This window comes from Gordonia alkaliphila, from assembly GCF_023017165.1.
In the GTDB taxonomy this organism is placed as follows: Bacteria; Actinomycetota; Actinomycetes; order Mycobacteriales; family Mycobacteriaceae; genus Gordonia; species Gordonia alkaliphila.
The window spans coordinates 3,483,123-3,500,536 of record NZ_JALKBW010000001.1; the positions used below are offsets into that span (position 1 = coordinate 3,483,123).

The 17,414-nt window shown below is 71.4% G+C and carries 19 protein-coding genes; 4 read left to right on the forward strand and 15 right to left on the reverse strand.

The features are described from left to right. Positions 1-4: 4 nt before the first annotated feature. From MUG78_RS15940 to hisD, 5 genes are read right to left on the reverse strand one after another with little or no spacing between them, the layout of a single operon-like run. Positions 5-268 (reverse strand): hypothetical protein, encoded by a 264-nt coding sequence (locus MUG78_RS15940; protein WP_246996462.1) that lies wholly within the window; start codon positions 266-268, stop codon positions 5-7. After that, positions 265-909, reverse strand: a complete 645-nt coding sequence (gene hisH / locus MUG78_RS15945; protein WP_246996464.1) for an imidazole glycerol phosphate synthase subunit HisH — start codon at positions 907-909, stop codon at positions 265-267. Before hisH ends, MUG78_RS15940 begins: the two co-directional genes overlap by 4 nt. Further along, on the reverse strand, positions 906-1,535 hold the full coding sequence (gene hisB / locus MUG78_RS15950) for an imidazoleglycerol-phosphate dehydratase HisB (protein ID WP_246996466.1): 630 nt from the start codon (positions 1,533-1,535) through the stop codon (positions 906-908). The genes hisH and hisB overlap by 4 nt, the downstream gene beginning before the upstream one ends. Beyond that, positions 1,532-2,668 carry a histidinol-phosphate transaminase gene (locus tag MUG78_RS15955; protein ID WP_246996468.1) on the reverse strand — a complete coding sequence of 379 codons (1,137 nt, stop codon included), beginning with the start codon at positions 2,666-2,668 and terminating at the stop codon, positions 1,532-1,534. The genes hisB and MUG78_RS15955 overlap by 4 nt, the downstream gene beginning before the upstream one ends. Beyond that, entirely contained in the window at positions 2,665-3,987 is a 1,323-nt protein-coding gene (gene hisD, locus MUG78_RS15960; protein WP_246996470.1) for a histidinol dehydrogenase, read from the reverse strand. Before hisD ends, MUG78_RS15955 begins: the two co-directional genes overlap by 4 nt. A gap of 109 nt (positions 3,988-4,096) precedes the next feature. On the opposite strand from hisD, the gene MUG78_RS15965 reads away from it, so the two are divergent. Beyond that, positions 4,097-5,542 carry a plasmid pRiA4b ORF-3 family protein gene (locus MUG78_RS15965; RefSeq protein WP_246996472.1) on the forward strand — a complete coding sequence of 482 codons (1,446 nt, stop codon included), beginning with the start codon at positions 4,097-4,099 and terminating at the stop codon, positions 5,540-5,542. Positions 5,543-5,845: 303 nt separating this feature from the next. Then, positions 5,846-6,871, forward strand: coding sequence for an alcohol dehydrogenase AdhP (gene adhP / locus MUG78_RS15970; protein ID WP_246996474.1), 1,026 nt, complete (start codon positions 5,846-5,848; stop codon positions 6,869-6,871). Positions 6,872-6,947: 76 nt separating this feature from the next. Here the strand turns inward: adhP and MUG78_RS15975 are convergent, their stop codons facing one another. From MUG78_RS15975 to nadA, 4 genes are read right to left on the reverse strand one after another with little or no spacing between them, the layout of a single operon-like run. Then, positions 6,948-7,577, reverse strand: coding sequence for an endonuclease domain-containing protein (locus MUG78_RS15975; protein WP_246996476.1), 630 nt, complete (start codon positions 7,575-7,577; stop codon positions 6,948-6,950). Next, a complete protein-coding gene (locus MUG78_RS15980; protein WP_246996478.1) occupies positions 7,562-7,723 on the reverse strand; it encodes a hypothetical protein in 162 nt (53 codons plus the stop codon). The genes MUG78_RS15975 and MUG78_RS15980 overlap by 16 nt, the downstream gene beginning before the upstream one ends. 53 nt (positions 7,724-7,776) lie before the next feature. Beyond that, positions 7,777-8,670 (reverse strand): carboxylating nicotinate-nucleotide diphosphorylase, encoded by an 894-nt coding sequence (gene nadC, locus MUG78_RS15985; RefSeq protein ID WP_246997129.1) that lies wholly within the window; start codon positions 8,668-8,670, stop codon positions 7,777-7,779. A gap of 4 nt (positions 8,671-8,674) precedes the next feature. Beyond that, complete coding sequence (gene nadA / locus MUG78_RS15990) at positions 8,675-9,685, reverse strand: quinolinate synthase NadA (protein ID WP_246997131.1); 1,011 nt, start codon at positions 9,683-9,685, stop codon at positions 8,675-8,677. A gap of 199 nt (positions 9,686-9,884) precedes the next feature. On the opposite strand from nadA, the gene MUG78_RS15995 reads away from it, so the two are divergent. Both MUG78_RS15995 and MUG78_RS16000 read left to right on the forward strand, forming a co-directional pair. Then, on the forward strand, positions 9,885-10,586 hold the full coding sequence (locus MUG78_RS15995) for an NUDIX hydrolase (protein WP_246996479.1): 702 nt from the start codon (positions 9,885-9,887) through the stop codon (positions 10,584-10,586). Between the two features lie 96 nt (positions 10,587-10,682). Continuing rightward, a complete protein-coding gene (locus tag MUG78_RS16000) occupies positions 10,683-12,206 on the forward strand; it encodes an HNH endonuclease signature motif containing protein (RefSeq protein WP_246997133.1) in 1,524 nt (507 codons plus the stop codon). A gap of 29 nt (positions 12,207-12,235) precedes the next feature. Here MUG78_RS16000 and MUG78_RS16005 read toward each other — a convergent pair whose 3' ends face one another. Genes MUG78_RS16005 through MUG78_RS16030 form a run of 6 tightly spaced genes read right to left on the reverse strand, consistent with a single transcriptional unit; the run spans position 12,236 to position 17,346 of the window. Continuing rightward, a complete protein-coding gene (locus tag MUG78_RS16005; RefSeq protein WP_246996481.1) occupies positions 12,236-12,868 on the reverse strand; it encodes a DUF2567 domain-containing protein in 633 nt (210 codons plus the stop codon). Then, positions 12,865-13,101, reverse strand: coding sequence for a biotin synthase auxiliary protein BsaP (gene bsaP / locus MUG78_RS16010; RefSeq protein ID WP_246996483.1), 237 nt, complete (start codon positions 13,099-13,101; stop codon positions 12,865-12,867). The genes MUG78_RS16005 and bsaP overlap by 4 nt, the downstream gene beginning before the upstream one ends. 45 nt (positions 13,102-13,146) lie before the next feature. Continuing rightward, on the reverse strand, positions 13,147-14,187 hold the full coding sequence (gene bioB / locus MUG78_RS16015) for a biotin synthase BioB (protein WP_246996485.1): 1,041 nt from the start codon (positions 14,185-14,187) through the stop codon (positions 13,147-13,149). After that, on the reverse strand, positions 14,184-14,900 hold the full coding sequence (gene bioD, locus MUG78_RS16020) for a dethiobiotin synthase (protein ID WP_246996487.1): 717 nt from the start codon (positions 14,898-14,900) through the stop codon (positions 14,184-14,186). Before bioD ends, bioB begins: the two co-directional genes overlap by 4 nt. Beyond that, positions 14,897-16,045 carry an 8-amino-7-oxononanoate synthase gene (locus MUG78_RS16025; protein WP_246996489.1) on the reverse strand — a complete coding sequence of 383 codons (1,149 nt, stop codon included), beginning with the start codon at positions 16,043-16,045 and terminating at the stop codon, positions 14,897-14,899. Before MUG78_RS16025 ends, bioD begins: the two co-directional genes overlap by 4 nt. After that, positions 16,042-17,346, reverse strand: a complete 1,305-nt coding sequence (locus tag MUG78_RS16030; protein WP_246996491.1) for an adenosylmethionine--8-amino-7-oxononanoate transaminase — start codon at positions 17,344-17,346, stop codon at positions 16,042-16,044. Before MUG78_RS16030 ends, MUG78_RS16025 begins: the two co-directional genes overlap by 4 nt. Positions 17,347-17,414: the final 68 nt, after the last annotated feature.

The window sequence follows — 17,414 nt, forward strand, 5'->3', positions numbered from 1 at the left end:
TCGGTCAGGATTCGGGGTGGCGGCGGGACTTCAAGTGGTCGATCTCGTGCTGGACGTGTCGCAGCTCGCGACGCACCACCACCGCCATGACGATCAGCATCACCACGATGGCGCCGATCGCCACGCCGAGCGCCACCATCTCCACGGTGCGCGCCAGCCACCACACCAACGGTACGGCCACCACCAACACCAGGGCCGCGGCGCCGAGTGCTCGCGCAACCATGCGGCCGAACGAGAAGTGCTCGGCGGCGCCGCCCGCATGGTTCACAGCGTCGCCACCCAGTTGCGCAGCAGCCCCGCGCCGACGTCCCCGGACTTCTCCGGGTGGAACTGCGTGGCCCACAGCGGACCGTTCTCCACCGCCGCGAGGAACGGGGCGCCGTAGTCGGTCCAGGCCAGCTTCGGCGCGGTCAGCGGCGAGCCGACATTGTCGAGCTCCCAGGTCTGCGCCGCATACGAGTGGACGAAGTAGAAACGGGCGTCCAGGTCGATTCCGGCGAACATCGCGGAGTCGTCGGAGCGTTCGACGGTGTTCCAGCCCATGTGCGGCAGCACCGGCGCGGGCAGGCGGGTCACCGCGCCCGGCCACTCGCCGCAGCCCTCGGTTTCCACGCCGAACTCGACGCCCTGCTCGAACAGCACCTGCATGCCGACGCAGATGCCGAGCACCGGGCGACCGCCGGCCAGTCGTCGGCCGATGATCCGATCGCCGCGCACCGCGCGCAGTCCGGCCATGCAGGCCGCGTAGGCACCGACACCGGGGACCAGCAGACCGTCGGCCTCCACCGCCGTCGCGAAATCGGTGGTCACCTCCACGTCGGCCCCGGCACGTTCCAGGGCGCGCTGGGCGGAGCGGATGTTGCCCGAGCCGTAGTCGAGCAGCACCACCGACGGCACGCGAGCGGTCACAGGGTGCCCTTGGTGGACGGGATGCCGGTGACGCGCGGATCGGGTTCGACGGCCGCGCGGAGGGCCCGCGCGACGGCCTTGAACTCGGCCTCGGTGATGTGGTGCGGGTCGCGGCCGTACAGCACGCGCACGTGCAGCGCGATGCGGGCATTGAGCGCCAACGACTCCCACACGTGCTGGTTGATCACGGTGGCGTACGAGGTGACCGGCCCGGCGTCGCCGCCCGAGTAGCCGCCGATCACGGTGGTCAGCATCTGATCGGGCTCGCCGGTGAAGACGCAGTACGGGCGGCCGGAGACGTCGACGATCGCCTGCGCGAGGGTCTCGTCCATCGGGATCCAGGCGTCGCCGAACCGGCGGATGCCGCGCTTGTCGCCGAGCGCCTCGGCGATGGCCTGGCCGAGCACGATCATGGTGTCCTCGACCGTGTGGTGCGCCTCGATCTCGATGTCGCCCACGGCCTGCACGGTGAGGTCGAAGCCGCCGTGCGCGCCGAACGCGGTGAGCATGTGGTCGAAGAACGGCACCCGGGTGGAGATGTCGGTGACGCCGGTGCCGTCGAGGTTGATCTCGACGGTGATCGACGATTCGCGGGTGGTTCGCTCGATGCGGGCGATACGGCTCATGAGACGGCCTTTCGGTCGGTGGCGGCGAGGGCGCGGCTGACGTCGAGGAAGACGTCGTTCTCGGCGGGCAACCCGATGGTCGCACGCAGGCGACCGGGGATCCCGACGTCGCGGATCAACACGCCGTGGTCGAGGTAATGCTGCCAACTCGCGGGCGCATCGGCGAATTCGCCGAACAGCACGAAGTTGGCGTCGGAGGCGATCACGTCGTAGCCCATCGCGGTGAGCGCCGCCGTGACCCGCTTGCGTTCGGCGACGATCGCCGCCACACCGGCCAGCGTTTCGGTGCTGTGGCGCAGCGCGACGCGCGCGGCGGCCTGAGTGAGCACCGACAGGTGGTACGGCAGGCGCACCAGCAGCAGGGCGTCGATCATCGCGGGCGCGGCGGCCAGATAGCCGAGGCGGCCGCCGGCGAAGGCGAAGGCCTTGCTCATGGTGCGCGAGACGATCAGGCGGGCCGGGTACTCGTCGATCAGGGTGGTGGCGCTGGGCTGGTCGGAGAACTCGCCGTAGGCCTCGTCGACGATCACGATGCCGGGGGCCGCATCCAGGATGCGGCGCAGGTCGGCGATCGGGACGCTGCCGCCGGTCGGGTTATTGGGCGAGGTCACGAAGACCACGTCCGGGGCCTGCGCGGCGATCTCGCCGACCGCGTAGTCGACGTCGAGGCCGAAGTCGGCGGCGCGTTTACCGTCGAGCCAGGCGGTCTCGGTGCCGTCGGAGATGATCGGGTGCATCGAGTACGACGGCGTGAAGCCGAGCGCGGTGCGCCCGGGACCGCCGAAGGCCTGCAGGATCTGCTGCAGGATCTCGTTGGAACCGTTGGCGGCCCACACGTTCTCGTGGGTCAGCGCGACCCCGGTGGCGTCGGTCAGGTAGTCGGCGAGGTCGGTACGCAGCGCGACGGCGTCGCGGTCCGGGTAGCGGTGCAGCGCCCGCGCGCAGTCGGCGACGGCTTCGGCGACGTCCTCCACCAGCGCCGGGCTCGGCGGGTGCGGGTTCTCGTTGGTGTTGAGCACCACCGATACCTGCAGCTGCGGCGCACCGTACGGGCTCTTGCCGCGCAGGTTGTCGCGCAGCGGCAGGTCGTCGAGCGTCACCCGCGCGCCGGGCGTCGTCGGCTGAGCGGTCACGCGGTGCCCCCGAACCGCGCGGTCACCGCTTCGCCGTGGGCGGGCAGGTCCTCGGCGTTCGCGAGGGTGACCACGGCGTCGGCGACGTCGGCGAGGGCGTCCCGGTCGTAGTCGATGATGTGCACGCCGCGCAGGAAGGTCTGCACCGACAGGCCCGACGAGTAGCGCGCCGAACCGGACGTCGGCAGGACGTGGTTGGACCCGGCGCAGTAGTCGCCGAGGCTCACCGGCGAGTAGGCGCCGACGAAGATCGCCCCGGCGCTGGTCACCCGGTCGGCCACCGCCTGCGCGTCGCGCGTCTGGATCTCGAGGTGCTCGGCGGCGTAGGCGTCGACCACACGCAGCCCGGCCTCGAGGTCGTCGACCAGGACGATGCCCGACTGCGGACCGCCGAGGGCGGTGAGCACACGCTCGCTGTGCTTGGTGGTGGCGGCGCGCTCGGCGACGGCCTCGTCGACGGCGTCGGCCAGTGCCGCACTCTCGGTGACCAGCACGGAGGCGGCGAGCACGTCGTGCTCGGCCTGGCTGATCAGGTCGGCGGCGATCATCGCCGGGTCGGCGGAGTCGTCGGCGAGGATCGCGATCTCGGTGGGACCGGCCTCCGAGTCGATGCCGACCACGCTGCGGACCAGGCGCTTGGCGGCGGTCACGTAGATGTTGCCCGGGCCGGTGATGAGGTCGACCGGATCCAGCTCAGCGCCGTCGGTGTCGGTGCCGCCGTAGGCCAGCAGGGCCACGCCCTGCGCGCCGCCGACGGCCCACACCTCCTCGACACCGAGCAGCGCGCAGGCCGCCAGGATCGTCGGGTGCGGCCAGCCGCCGAAGTCGGCCTGCGCGGGCGAGGCGACCACCAGCGAGCCGACGCCGGCCTCCTGCGCGGGCACCACGTTCATCACCACGCTCGACGGGTACACGGCGTTGCCGCCGGGCACGTACAGGCCCACGCGGCGCACCGGGATCCACTTCTCGGCGACGGTGCCGCCGGGCGCCACCTGCGTGACGGAGGTCTGGCGACGCTGATCGGCGTGCACCTTGCGGGCGCGTCGGATCGCTTCCTCCAGGGCTGCGACGACGGCCGGGTCGAGGTCTGCGCGGGCCTGCGCGATCACCGCGGCCGGGACCCGCACGGAGGCGGGACGGACCTTGTCGAACTGCTCGGTGTAGTCCAGCGCCGCGCTCGCCCCGTGCTCGGCGATCGCCTCCACCACCGGCGTCACGACCGGCAGTACGGAGTTGATGTCGGTGCCTCCGCGCGGCAGGGCACGACGCAGCTGACTCAGCGTGACGTCGGTACCGCGCAGATCGGTTCTGGCGAGCATGAAGTGGTTGTCCCTTGTCTCGGCGTGGAGTGTCCTTCTAGGATATGCGCCGCTCGCAAACTCTTTCCAACCAGGGAGCTGTGCGCTCGGCCCCACGTACGCTCCTCGCATGGCGTCGATGATCACGTTGCACATCCAGCTCGAGGAGATCGAGCCGCCCATCGTCCGGGAACTCCAGGTGAACGGCGACCTGTCGATGGCCGACCTGCACACCGCGATTCAGCTCGCCTTCGGGTGGCGCGAGCAGCACCTGCACCTCTTCGTCGACGCGCAGGACCCGCGCCGCGCGACCCGGCACTGGGGCGACCCGTACCAACTCGACGAGCTCGACCCGACGGGCTTCCGCCCGGAGGCCGAGGTGTCGATCGCCGCGGCCGTCGACGGCGGTCCGATCTGGTACGAGTACGACTTCGGCGACGGCTGGACCCACCGAATCACTGCCTCGGCGCAGACCACCGCGATCGGCGACCTGCGGCCGGTCACCCTCGTCGGCGGGCAGCGACGCGGACCCGTCGAGGATTCCGGCGGCGCGTGGGGCTACACCGAGAAACTCGCGATCCTCGCCGACCCCGACCATCCCGAGCACGCCGAGATCGCCGAATGGGTCGCCGCGGTGACCGGACCGTGGTTCCCGCCGACGCCGGAGACGTTCGACGTCGCGTCGATTCAGGCCGAACTCGACGACTACTTCGGCTATCGCGCCGACGAACGCGACCCGCTGGACCTGTCCGGTCTCCTCGTCGCCGACGATCTGCGCGGCCCCGACGATCTGGCGCCGGATGCCCTGCTCGCCGACTTCGCCTCCGGCCTTCCCGCCGGTATCCGGTCGGAGTTCCGCCAGTACGTCCGGCGCACCGGCCTGCTCGACCCGGTCGACGTGTCGCCGGAGGTCCGCAGACAGTTGGTGGCACCGTTCGCGTGGCTTCTCGACGCGGTCGGACCGGACGGCCTGACGCTGACCAAAGCCGGCTGGCTGCCGCCCGCAGTGGTGCTCGACGGCATGACGACGCTGGGCTGGCACGACAGCCGGATCGGCTCGAGCACCCGCGAGGAGTCCACCCCGCCGATCCGCGATCTGCGCGACGCTGCCACCCGGCTCGGGCTCGTCCGAAAACTGCGCGGCCGACTGGTCCGCACCGGCCACGGCCACCGGGCCGCGACCGGCACCGACGCACTGTGGGACGCCCTGACCTCGCGCATCCTGCACACCCTGTCGCCCGGCGCCCAGGTCGCCGGGGCCGCGCTCCTGACGACCTACGCCGACGGTCGCGCGACGCCGAACACCTGGGCAGACGAACGCTGGCGGGACGTCGCGTACGCGCTCGACGTGTGCGGCTGGGAGCCCCGAGGAGAGGGCGACGACCGGTTCGACCGGCGCTCGATCGGCGACATCACGCTGCCCGTCAAGTTCGTCTTGAATTCGCTCGGTTCCACCGTGGGCGCGACCGGCTGGCCGCCCCCGCGCGCCCTGGATCCGCACCTCGCCGACTTCGCCCGCGCCGTCCTGCACGGGCCGGCCGGCATCCGCTCCGGCAGCACCTCGCCCTACCGCTGAGGTCCGACTCCCCTACCGAGGCTCCGGGATCCGGCTGCGCTCGACTCACGCCGCACGCGACCGCCCGCTGCGCGGGTGATCACGCCGTCGTGCGCTGCCAAATGTGCCGCGACGGCACCGGTATCCCCCATACCCGGTGAGACGCGGTCACCCCGCTCCTCGGTTCCGTGACACTCCGGCACGCGAGCGGTAGACAGTGCACGATTCGGCTCCTGCGCCCCGGGTGCAGCGGGCAAGCTGACAGGTAACCACCGGCCACGCTGCCCGGGACCCGTAGCAGCGACTGTCCCGCTAGGAGTACCGATGTCCGAGAAGATCACCGCCGCCGTCGTCACCGCGCTCGGCGAAGCCCTCGAGATCAGCGAGATCGACATGCCGGCGCCCGGCCCCGGGCAGGCGCTGGTGAAGCTGGAGACCTCCGGCGTGTGCCACACCGATCTGCATGCCCGGAACGGCGACTGGCCGGTGAAGCCGTCTCCCCCGTTCGTGCCCGGCCACGAAGGCGTGGGTCGGGTGGTGGCCGTCGGCGACGGCGTCACCGAACTCGCGGTCGGTGATCTGGTCGGCAACGCGTGGCTGTGGTCGGCGTGCGGAGTCTGCGAATACTGCCGCACCGGCTGGGAGACCCTGTGCGAGAGCCAGCAGAACGGCGGCTACTCGGTGAACGGCTCGTTCGGCGAATACATGCTGGTGGACGACCGCTTCGCCGCCCGCGTCCCGGAGGGTCTGGATCCGGTGGAAGTGGCCCCGATCCTCTGCGCCGGCGTCACCGTCTACAAAGGCCTGAAGGTGGCCGACGTGCGGCCCGGCCAGTGGATGGTGGTCTCCGGTATCGGCGGCCTCGGCCACGTCGCGGTGCAGTACGCCCGCGCGATGGGCATGCGGGTGGCGGCCGTCGACATCGCCGACGACAAGTTGGCACTCGCCCGCGAACACGGCGCCGAGGTGACGGTGAACGCCGCCGTCGAAGATCCCGTCGCCGCGATCACCGCGCAGACCGGCGGCGCGCACGGCGTGCTCGTCACGGCGGTGCACCCGCAGGCCTTCGGGCAGGCGATCGGCATGGCCCGCCGCGGCGGCACCATCGTCTTCGTCGGTCTGCCGCCCGGCGACTTCCCCGCCCCGATCTTCGACGTGGTCCTCAAGGGCCTCACCATCCGCGGCTCGATCGTCGGCACCCGGCAGGACATGGTGGAGGCGATCGACTTCTACGCCCGCGGCCTGATCAAGCCCACCGTCGCGACCGCGAAGCTGGCCGACATCAACGCCGTCTTCGACCGGATGGAGCAGGGCGAGATCGAGGGTCGCATGGTCATCGACTACCGCTGACCTACCCGAGCCAGCCGCCCACAGAGTGTGAGGTTGTGGCGCTATGAGCGTCACAACCTCACACTCAGGCGAGCGGTCAGGCCAACTCGGCCCGGCGACTCGCCAACACCTCGATGAGCTGGCGCGTGCACGACTCCAGTTCGTAGGTCAGCTGGTGCCAGGTGAAGGAGAGGACGATCCACCCGGCGGCGGCCAGCGCATTGCGTTTGGCCCGATCCCGATCGAACTCCTTGACGCCGCGGTGGAAGGCCCAGCCATCGATCTCGACGGCGACACGCTCGACCGGCCACGCCACGTCGATCCGCCATCGCCCGAACCGATGCTGCAGCACCCACCCGGTCAGCCGTTCGGCGCGCACGGAGTCGACGAACATCCGCTCGGCCGCGGATTCGGTGTCGCCGCTCGCGATGGACAGCAGGCGCCGGACCTCGACGAAGCCGCGCAACCCCGCGTTACGCTCCACGCAGGCCGTCAAGTCGGCCACGACCACGGGCTGGGTCTGGAGTGCATGATCGATCAGTCGCGCGCCGTCGGCGACCTCGATGCTCGCCGCGAGGATCGTCATCGCAAGCCCGGTCACAGGTAGGTCGCGCACAGTGACCACGTCGGCCAGGTGATAGCGCCGCCGGATCGCATCGATCGGGCCTTGTTTCCAGCTGTGCGGCGGGACCCGGTCCGGGACCGCGAAGGTCAGCGGAGTGGCCAACTCATCGACCAGACCGTGCCACCACGCCGCCGTCGTGCGGTCGGCGACACCGCCGTGCGCGGCGGCCGCAACCCGGACCAGCGCTGCGCGGTGATCACGCCGTCGTGCGATGCCAGTTCTGCCGCGACGGCACCGATATCCCCCATGCCCGGTTAGACGCGGTCACCCGCGCCTCCGGTTCCGCGACACGCGGGGACAGTTACCAGTCGAGGCCGAGGTCGAGGACGGTGACCGAGTGGGTGAGGGCGCCGACGGCGAGGTAGTCGACGCCGGTGCGGGCGTAGTCGATCGCCACGTCCAGGGTGAGGCCGCCGGACGATTCCAGCTTGGTGCCCGGGGATCGCTTGTCGCGGCGCTGGACCGCCATCTGCGTTTCCCACGGCTCGAAATTGTCCAGCAGCACCAGCTGCGGGTTCAGCGCGAGCACCTCATCGAACTGGGCGAGCGAATCGACCTCCACCTCCACCGGGAGGTCGGGGGCGGCAGCACGCACCGCTTCCAGCGCGGCAGCCACGCCGCCCGCAGCGACCACGTGGTTGTCCTTGATCAGGGCGGCATCGCCGAGCCCCATGCGGTGGTTGACGCCGCCGCCGGCGCGCACCGCGTACTTCTGCAGGAAACGCAGGCCGGGCAGCGTCTTGCGGGAGTCGCGGATCTGCGCGGACGTACCCTCCACGGCGGCCACCCACTGCGCGGTCGCCGTGGCGATGCCCGACAGATGGCACAGCAGGTTCAGCGCCGTGCGCTCCGCGGTCAGCAACGTCGTCGCCGGCGCGCGGAGCGCGAGCACCGTCTGCCCGGGCTCCACGACGCTGCCGTCGGCGAGTTCGGAAGTCACCGCGTAGTTGTCGGCGCCGATCACCAGATCGAAGACGGCACGCACCACCGGCAGCCCGGCGATCACGCCGGGCTGTCGGCTGACGATGCGCGCGTCGGCGACCGTGTCGGCCGGGACGGTGGCCAGCGTGGTCACGTCCGCGCCGTAGCGCAGATCCTCGTCGAGCGCGGTGGCGATGAGCGCCACCAGCTCCTCGGTGACGGCGAAGTCCAGCTCCGCGGCCGGCCCCGCCTGTCCGATGAACGACTCGCCCACCGGGCTATTCACCGCCGCCGGGGTTGCCGATCTCGATCATCCGCTGCACGCTCAGCCGCGCCTTGGCGGCGATCTCGGGGTCGACGTGCACCTCGTCGCGCCCCTCGGTGAGGCACCGCAGCAGCGCGGCCGGGGTGATCATCTTCATGTACGGGCACGCCGCACGCGGGTTCACCGGCTGGAAGTCGACCTCCGGGGCAGCCTTGCGCAGCTGGTGCAGCATGCCGACCTCGGTGGCCACCAGGACCTGCTTGGCGGTGGACTCGCGGGCCGCGTCGATCATGCCGCCGGTGGAGAGGATCTTCACCTTCTCGTCGGGCACGGTGCCCTCGCCCGCGAGATACAGCGCCGACGTGGCGCAGCCGCACTCGGGGTGGATGTACAGCTCGGCGTCCGGGTGGCTGTCGACCTGGTCGGTGAGCTCGTCACCGTTGATGCCGGCGTGCACGTGGCACTCCCCGGCCCAGATGTGGATGTTGTCGCGACCGGTCTCCCGCTTCACGTGCGCACCCAGGAACTGATCCGGCAGGAACAGGATCTCGCGGTCCGGGTCGATCGAGGCGACGACGTCGACGGCGTTCGACGACGTGCAGCAGATGTCGGTCAGCGCCTTCACCTCCGCGGTGGTGTTGACGTACGAGACGACCATCGCGTCCGGGTAGTCGGCCTTCCACTCGCGCAGCTGCTCGGCGGTGATCGAGTCGGCGAGCGAGCAACCGGCCCGCTCGTCCGGGATCAGCACGCGCTTCTCCGGACTCAGGATCTTCGCGGACTCGGCCATGAAGTGCACGCCGCAGAAGATGATCTCGTCGGCGTCGACCTCCGCGGCCACCCGCGACAGGCCCAGCGAGTCGCCCACGTAGTCGGCGATGTCCTGGATGGCGGGCAGCTGGTAGTTGTGCGCCAGGATCACCGCGTTGCGCTCCTTCGCGAGCCGCTTGATCTCGGCGGCCCACTCCGGCGTGGCCTCCACGCCGCCGTAGGCGGCCGGGATGGTGACGCCCGGGTCGGGCATGCCCAGATCGGTCTCGGTCCGGGTGATGATCGTTGAAGTCATGGCGACTGCTCCCTTCGCAGCGTCCCGCCCAGGCGGGCTGGCCTGAACAGGGTTTTCGACCATCGGTCGAAAACTACTGATCGCCATGGTAACACCGGCCCGCACCGGCCTTATTCCCGCCGCCGGGCGGCAGGCGGCGGCCGTTAGACTCAGCGCCATGGCGACGCCGACACCCGTCGAGGTGCTCAGTGCGGTCTTCCAGGTCCGTGAACCGACCGAGGGCCGCCCCACTCTGCACGTCCTGCTGCATCGCAGCGCCGAGGACGGGCCGTGGTCACTCCCCGGCGGCGACGTCGGCGCACGCGAAACCCTCGCGGCCGCCGCGCGCCGACACCTCGGCGCACAGTGCGGCCTCACGCGCGTCGCCCACCTGGAGCAGCTGTCCATGCTGTCCGACCCCGACCGCATTCCGGACGTCCGCACCATCGCCGCGACCTATCTCGGACTGGTCCCCCGGGACGTCCCCGTCGAGCCGGCGACCGTCGATGCCGAGAACCCGGGCGCCGCGCGGTGGTTCGACGTCGACGAACTCCCCGACCTCGCCTACGACCACGCCGAGGTGGTCGACCTGGCCCGCGGCCGGATCGCCGGGAAACTGTCGTACACGAACCTCGCCTTCGCCCTGGCACCCGGGCGGTTCGCGATGTCCGAGCTCTCCGAGATCTACGGCGCCGCACTCGGCTACCACGTCGACGCCACCAACCTGCTGCGCGTCCTGTCCCGACGCGGCGTGGTGATCGCCACCGGCACCGTCGGACGCACCGGGCGCAGCGGCGGCCGCCCGCCCGCCCTGTACTCGTTCGCCGACGATTCGCTGGTGGTCACCGACGAGTTCGCGGCCCTGAAACCACCCCCGTAAAACTCATCGAAAATTCGTTCGAAAAAGTGTTGCATCCACACCGGAGTGGGCGTAACTTGGAGTTAGAAGTCGAACGCACGTTCCCGTAGGGAGGTGATGATGCAGGTAGTGCTGCCGGAAACCGCCGCCGAACTCGCCGACCTGATCGACGCCGCCACCGAACGACTCGCCGTGGTCGGCCTCAGCCGCGAGACCGACCACGAGATGCTCGACGTGCTCAACCGCTGGGAGACCAGCCGCCGCAAGGCCGATAGTGTCTCCGCGCGCCTGCTCATCGAAGCGAGTGACCGCAACCTCGATCAGCTCGCCGGCTACCTGACCGTGCCGCAGTTGCTCGCGACCGGCCTGCGACTCGGCCGCGCCGAGGCCGCGCGCCGACGCACCGTCGCCCACGAGATCGGCCGCTACCGCAACCTGCAGGGCGAACTCCTCCCGCCGCGCCTACCGCTGTGCGCCCAGGCCGTGGCCGAGGGCGCCATCGACGCCCGGCACGTCGACGCGATCGTGCACATCATGGCCCAGATCCCCGCGGCCGTCGGGCAGACCGATCGCGATCGCGCCGAGCAGATACTGACCGACGCCGCCCGCAACGTGGCGCCCGACGATCTGCCCATGCTCGGCAACCGGATCCTGGCCCACCTCGACCCCGACGGTCACCTCACCGACGACGCCGATCGGCGCCGTCAGCGCGGATTCACCCTGCGCCCGCAGGACCGCCGACTGATGAGCAAGGTCCGCGCCCTGCTGACCCCGGAGCTGCGGGCCAAACTCGAAGTGATCCTCACCGTGTGGGCCGCACCGGGCATGAACAATCCCGCCGACCCGGACTCCCCGCACGGTGCCGCCGACCGGCCCGACCTCGATCCGGCAGACCTGGAAGCGGCCGCCGGGCGCGACGACCGACTGCCCGCCCAGCGCAATCACGACGCGCTGCTGGCGATGTGCGACTACCTCCTCGGCCACGGCGCCCTGGGCCGCCCCGATCGGATTCCCGCCCAGTTGGTGATCACCACCACCGAGGCCGAACTCGCCGCCCGCGCGGGCACCGCGGTCACCGCCACCGGATCGCGAGTGCCGGTCGCCGACCTGGTCGACCTCGCTGCCGACGCCACCCCGTGGCTGGAGGTGTTCGCCGACCATTCCGCGGCGATCCTCTACCTGGGACGCGGCCGACGGCTGGCCACCCTGGCACAGCGGCTGGCGCTGTTCGGCCGCGACCGCGGCTGCACCATGCCCGGCTGCCGCCGACCGTTCGCACAGACCGAGGCGCATCACCTGCCCGCGTGGCAGCACGGCGGCCCCACCGACGTCGACCATCTCGGCGCGGCCTGCGGTCCGCACAATCGGCGGGAGGGCCACTCCCCGGGTCAGTGGGAGTCGACGATCCTGGCCGACGGGCCCGATGCGGGCCGCGTCGCCTGGCGACCGGCCGGCCGCGACGCGCCGTGGCGGGTCAATCCACTCCATCACCCGGAGCTGCTGATCCGGCCCGCACTCCTGCCCGATCCCCCGCCCCTACGCCGACGCCGTGACCACGGCTCCGTGGTGGAGCGTCTCCTGTCCTGCGACGTGCGGATTCATCGACCGCCGATCGTCGTCGACTTTCACCGGCGGGAGTGAACCGCACGGCGATACCCGCTAGTGCGGTACTAGGCGCGCGCCCCCGGATAGCTCCAGTCGGCGGGCGGCTGCGGCATGTCCGGGGCGGGTTCGGGAAAGCCGTCGGCCCCGTCGATCCCGTCGGACGACTGCCCCTTGGGCAGCCAGGCGTTGTCGCTGGAGCCGGCAGCGCAGACGAAGTACACCAGCGCCGCGACGCCCGGCGCGCAGATCAGCAGCAGCCACGGCGCCGACAGCGCGTTCCAGCCCGCGCCGGTCAGCCACAGACTGTCGACCAGCTGGTAGGTGCCCGGCGTGTGCGGGTCGATGTCGCCGGCGCGCGCATCGGCGACGGCCCCGCCCACCTGGATCGCGATGCCCGACGCCACCAACGCCAGACCGACCGCGAACAGCAGTCCACTCACGCCGCGCGCCGGGCGCAGCACGAACCACACCGCGAGCCCGCACACCGCACCGAACGCGAAGGCCATGAGCGCGAAGATCGCCGGACCGCTGAACAGCAGCGCCGATTCCGACGGCGGCATCCCGGCGGTCGTGTCGGTCACCGTGAGCTCGGCGTACGGGATCACGGAGGCCCACAGAACGCCGAGCAGCGCACCGAGCACCAGCAGCACCACGGCCACCAGCAGCGGCCGCACCCGCGGCGACGCCAGAGCCGTCATCGCTGTTCCAGTTCCGCCGAGTCCACGCTCCCGTGCCGGGAGCAGCGCGCCGTCCAACCGTCCGGAACCACCTGCACCACCATCCGCCGACCGCACTGGCCGCAGTAACGGGGCGGCTCCAGACCCATCCGCGCCGCCGTCGGCACCGCATCCGGGGACTGGAGTTCGAGTTCGCGTCCGGTGTAGACGCCGTAGCGCAGGGGCTGGGCCAGCGGTCCGGGCACCGTGATCATCGGTTCTCCTTCGATTCGCGTCCTCGACGCTACAGGGGGCCCTGCTCAGAGGGTGTCGTTGAGGGCCTTGATGGGCATGCTCAGATCGTCGAGCAGATCCAGATCGGCCTCGGCCGGCCGACCGAGCGTGGTCAGGTAGTTGCCGACGATCACCGCGTTGATGCCGCCGAGCATGCCCTGCTTGGCGCCCAGGTCGCCGAGCGTGATCTCGCGGCCGCCGGCGAAACGCAGGATGGTGCGCGGCAACGCGAGGCGGAAGGCGGCGACGGCCTTGAGCGCTTCAGCGGCGGGCAGCACGTCGAGGTCGCCGAACGGGGTGCCCGGGCGGGGGTTGAGGAAGTTCAGCGGCACCTCGTCGGGGTCGAGCACGGCCAGCTCGGCGGCGAACTCGGCACGCTGCTCCACCGTCTCCCCCATGCCGAGGATGCCGCCGCAGCACACCTCCATCCCGGCCTCGCGGACCATGCGCAGGGTGCTCCACCGCTCGTCGTAGGTGTGCGTGGTGACGACGTTCGGGAAGTGGCTGCGCGCGGTCTCGAGGTTGTGGTTGTAGCGGTGCACACCCATCGCGGCGAGCTCGTCGACCTGCTCCTGGGTCAGCATGCCGAGGCTGCAGGCTATCTGGATGTCCACCTCGTTGCGGATGGCTTCGATACCGGCGGCCACCTGCGTCATCAGACGCTTGTCCGGTCCGCGGACGGCGGCCACGATGCAGAACTCGGTGGCGCCGCTCTTGGCGGTCTGCTTGGCGGCTTCGACCAGCGACGGAATGTCGATCCACGCGCTGCGCACCGGTGAGGCGAACAGGCCGGACTGGCTGCAGAAGTGGCAGTCCTCCGGGCAGCCACCGGTCTTCAGCGAGATGATGCCCTCCACCTCCACCTCCGGACCGCAGTGGCGCAGGCGCACGTCGTGGGCCAGCTGCAGCAGTTCGGGGAGCCGCTCCTCGTCCAGATTCAGCACCTGCAGGAGCTGGTCGTAGTTCAGCCCGACGCCCTCGTCGAGCACCTGGGTGCGCGCGACGTCGAGGATGTCCCGATCGGCGGCGGTGTCGTCGATCGACGGGGAGGCGGTGGTGATGGTCATGCGTTCTCCTTGGTGAAGTCGGGACGGGCGGGTGCCGCCCAGAGCGGTGGGCCGGTGAACCAGGTCGGCGCTGCCGCCTGGAAGTGCTGGGGTGCGGCCGCGCCCATCCCGGCCGGGACGGCGGCGACCACGGGCGCCCCGGTGAGCCGGGGCAGATCGTCGCGGTTGCAGGTCATCGCCAGATCGGGCGCGTCCGGCCAGGCGCCGAGGATCAGACCGGCCACTGCGACTCCGGCCGCGCGCAGCGCGTCGACGGTGAGCTCGGTGTGATTGAGCGTGCCCAGTCCGGGGTCGGTCACCACGACCGCCGGCGCATCGAGCGCGACGGCGACGTCGAGCAGCGTGAGGTCCGGCGCGAGGCGCACCAGGACGCCGCCTGCCCCCTCGACCAGGACCAGATCGGCGTCCACGGCCAACCGCTGCACGGCCGCGCAGATCGCGTCGAGCGTCAGGAACGGTGCGCCGGCCCGGCGCGCCGCCGTCTCCGGCGCGAGCGGCTGCCGGTACCGCGCCACTTCGGCGGTCGGCAGGGCGCCGACCAGGTCGGTGACCACCGTCAGATCGCCCGGATCGTGCGGCCGCACGCCGGTCTGCGCGGGTTTGCAGACCGCCACGCGCAACCCGTCGGCCCGGGCCGCCGCGGCCAGGGCGGCCACCGCGATCGTCTTGCCCACATCGGTGGAGGTGCCGGTGACTACCAGGATCTGCGTCATCGGACGCCCACCGAACCCAGGGCCCGGTCCACCACGGCGGCCACCGACAGCAACGTCGCGGGGGCCAGATCGGCGCGGATTGTGACCCGCAGCCGGGAGGTGCCCGCGGGCACCGACGGCGGGCGGAAGCAGCCGACGAGAATGCCCTCGGCGCGGCAGTACGCGGCGGCCGTCACGGCGGCGACCGGATCGCCGACGATCAACGAGACCACCGCGGACTGCGGCGCCTGGGCCCCGACGGCGTCGGCGAACGACTGCACGGAGCCGCGCAGGATCTGCGGCAGCTGCGGATCGGCGCGAAGGACCCCGAGTGCGGCGTGCGCCCCGGCGACGGCCGCCGGATTGAGACCGGTGTCGAAGATGAAGCTGCGGGCGCGATCGATCAGGTGCGCGCGCAGCGTAGTGCTGCCGGCGACGAAACCGCCTTGCGCGCCAAGGGATTTGGAGGCGACGCCGGTCACCACCAGGCCCGGCGCTCCGGACAGGCCGCACTCGGCCACCACGCCGCGGCCGCCCGGTCCGCGGACACCCACCGCGTGGGCCTCGTCGACCAGCAGCGTGGCGCCGAGATCGTTTGCGGCGCTGTACAACTCGGCGATCGGCGCGACTTCGCCGTCGATGCTGTAGATGGAGTCGGTCACCACCAGCGCGCGCTGCTCGGCGCGACCGGCGAGAGCACGACGGACCGCGTCGACGTCGCCGCGCTCCACCACCACGACGCGGGCCCGCGACAAACGGCACCCGTCGATCAGCGAGGCGTGCGCGCCGGTGTCGCTGACGATCAGATCGCCGCGACCGGCCAGCGCGGTGACCGCACCGAGGTTGGCCAGGTAGCCCGACGAGAACACCAGTGCCGCAGGGGTTCCGAGGAAGTCGGCGAGGTCGTCCTCGAAGTCCAGGTGCGCTTGGGTGGTGCCGACGACCAGACGTGACGAGGTGGACCCGGCGCCCCACGTCGCCACCGCATCCTGCGCGGCGGCGATCACCGCGGGATGGCGGGACAGCCCCAGGTAGTCGTTGGAGGCCAGGTTGATCTCGGTGCCGGTCGCCGTGCGGGCCACCGGCTGCCGGTGCAGCCCGGCGGCGGCGATGGCGGCGGCCTCGTCGGTGAGCCAGCTCAGCGGATCGGCGTGCACGACGGTCATGCGCTCACCGCCAGCACGTCCGTGCGGGCGGCGATGCTCGCCCGGGCCGCGGCGATCATGCCGTCGACGATCGCGTCGATCTCGTCGGCCGTGCAGAGGTAGGGCGGCATCGCGTAGATCAGATTCCGGAACGGCCGCAGCCACACGCCGCGCGCCACGGCGGCGTCGGTCGCGGCGACCATGTCGACGTCGTCGTCGAGTTCGATCACGCCGATCGCGCCGAGGGTCCGCACCTGCGCAATACCGGGCGCACCGGCGATGTGCGCCAGTCCGGCGGCCAGTCGTTCCCCGATCATCGCCACCTGCGAACGCCACGCGCCGTCGGCCAGCAGGCCCAGCGACGCGCAGGCCACCGCGCAGGCCAGCGGGTTCGCCATGAAGGTGGGCCCGTGCGCCAGGCCGCCGGCCTCCCCCGCGCTGATCGTCTCGGCGATCTCGGCAGTGGTCAGCGTCGCGGCCAGCGTGAGATACCCGCCGGTGAGCGCCTTGCCGACGCACAGGATGTCCGGGCTGATCCCGGCGTGATCGACGGCGAAGAGCTCGCCGGTCCGGCCGAAGCCGGTGGCGATCTCGTCGCAGATCAGGAGTACGTCGTGGGCGTCGCACGCCCGACGCAGCTCGGCGATCAGCCGGGGCGAGTGGAACCGCATGCCGCCGGCGCCCTGCACCACCGGTTCGACGATGACGGCGGCGAGCTCGTCCGCATGGCGCGCCAACACGCGATCCAGCATGGCGGCGTAGCCGGCGTCGTACTCGCTCGGCGGCGCGTCTACGAACAGCTGCTCGGCCAGCACCCCGCGCCACATCGCGTGCATGCCGCCGTCCGGGTCGCACACGCTCATCGGGGCGAAGGTGTCACCGTGATAGCCGCCGCGCCAGGTGAGCAGGCGCTTCTTGCCCGGCAGTCCCCGGCTGCGCTGGTACTGGATCGCCATCTTGATCGCGACCTCCACCGACACCGATCCGGAATCGGCGAAGAAGACCTTGGTCAGCGGCGCGGGCGTGAGCTCGACGAGCGCGGTCGCCAGGGCCGCGGCCGGTTCGTGCGTCAGCCCGCCGAACATCACGTGCGACATCGACCCGAGCTGCCGCTGCACCGCGGCGTCGAGCACCGGGTGCGCGTATCCGTGCACCGCGGCCCACCACGAACTCATGCCGTCGATCAGCTCGACGCCGTCGCTCAGCCGCAGACGGACACCGGCGCACGAGGACACGACGCGCGGCACGGTGGTCGCGGGGAAGCCGCCGTACGGGTGCCACACGTGCGCCGCATCGGCGGCGACGATCTCGTGGGTCTGCACGTTCGGGCCTCCTCTGACCGCGGGCCGACCGGGGCGGTCGGCAGAATTACTGGACACCGTACAGGAGG

Coding starts and splice junctions, on each gene's coding strand:
- hisB (WP_246996466.1), bottom strand. CDS start 1,535: ATGAGCCGTATCGCCCGCATCGAGCGAACCACCCGCGAATCGTCGATC.
- hisD (WP_246996470.1), bottom strand. CDS start 3,987: ATGCTCGCCAGAACCGATCTGCGCGGTACCGACGTCACGCTGAGTCAG.
- MUG78_RS15965 (WP_246996472.1), top strand. CDS start 4,097: ATGGCGTCGATGATCACGTTGCACATCCAGCTCGAGGAGATCGAGCCG.
- adhP (WP_246996474.1), top strand. CDS start 5,846: ATGTCCGAGAAGATCACCGCCGCCGTCGTCACCGCGCTCGGCGAAGCC.
- MUG78_RS15980 (WP_246996478.1), bottom strand. CDS start 7,723: ATGGGGGATATCGGTGCCGTCGCGGCAGAACTGGCATCGCACGACGGC.
- nadA (WP_246997131.1), bottom strand. CDS start 9,685: ATGCCCGACCCGGGCGTCACCATCCCGGCCGCCTACGGCGGCGTGGAG.
- MUG78_RS15995 (WP_246996479.1), top strand. CDS start 9,885: ATGGCGACGCCGACACCCGTCGAGGTGCTCAGTGCGGTCTTCCAGGTC.
- MUG78_RS16000 (WP_246997133.1), top strand. CDS start 10,683: ATGATGCAGGTAGTGCTGCCGGAAACCGCCGCCGAACTCGCCGACCTG.
- MUG78_RS16005 (WP_246996481.1), bottom strand. CDS start 12,868: ATGACGGCTCTGGCGTCGCCGCGGGTGCGGCCGCTGCTGGTGGCCGTG.
- bsaP (WP_246996483.1), bottom strand. CDS start 13,101: ATGATCACGGTGCCCGGACCGCTGGCCCAGCCCCTGCGCTACGGCGTC.
- bioB (WP_246996485.1), bottom strand. CDS start 14,187: ATGACCATCACCACCGCCTCCCCGTCGATCGACGACACCGCCGCCGAT.
- bioD (WP_246996487.1), bottom strand. CDS start 14,900: ATGACGCAGATCCTGGTAGTCACCGGCACCTCCACCGATGTGGGCAAG.
- MUG78_RS16025 (WP_246996489.1), bottom strand. CDS start 16,045: ATGACCGTCGTGCACGCCGATCCGCTGAGCTGGCTCACCGACGAGGCC.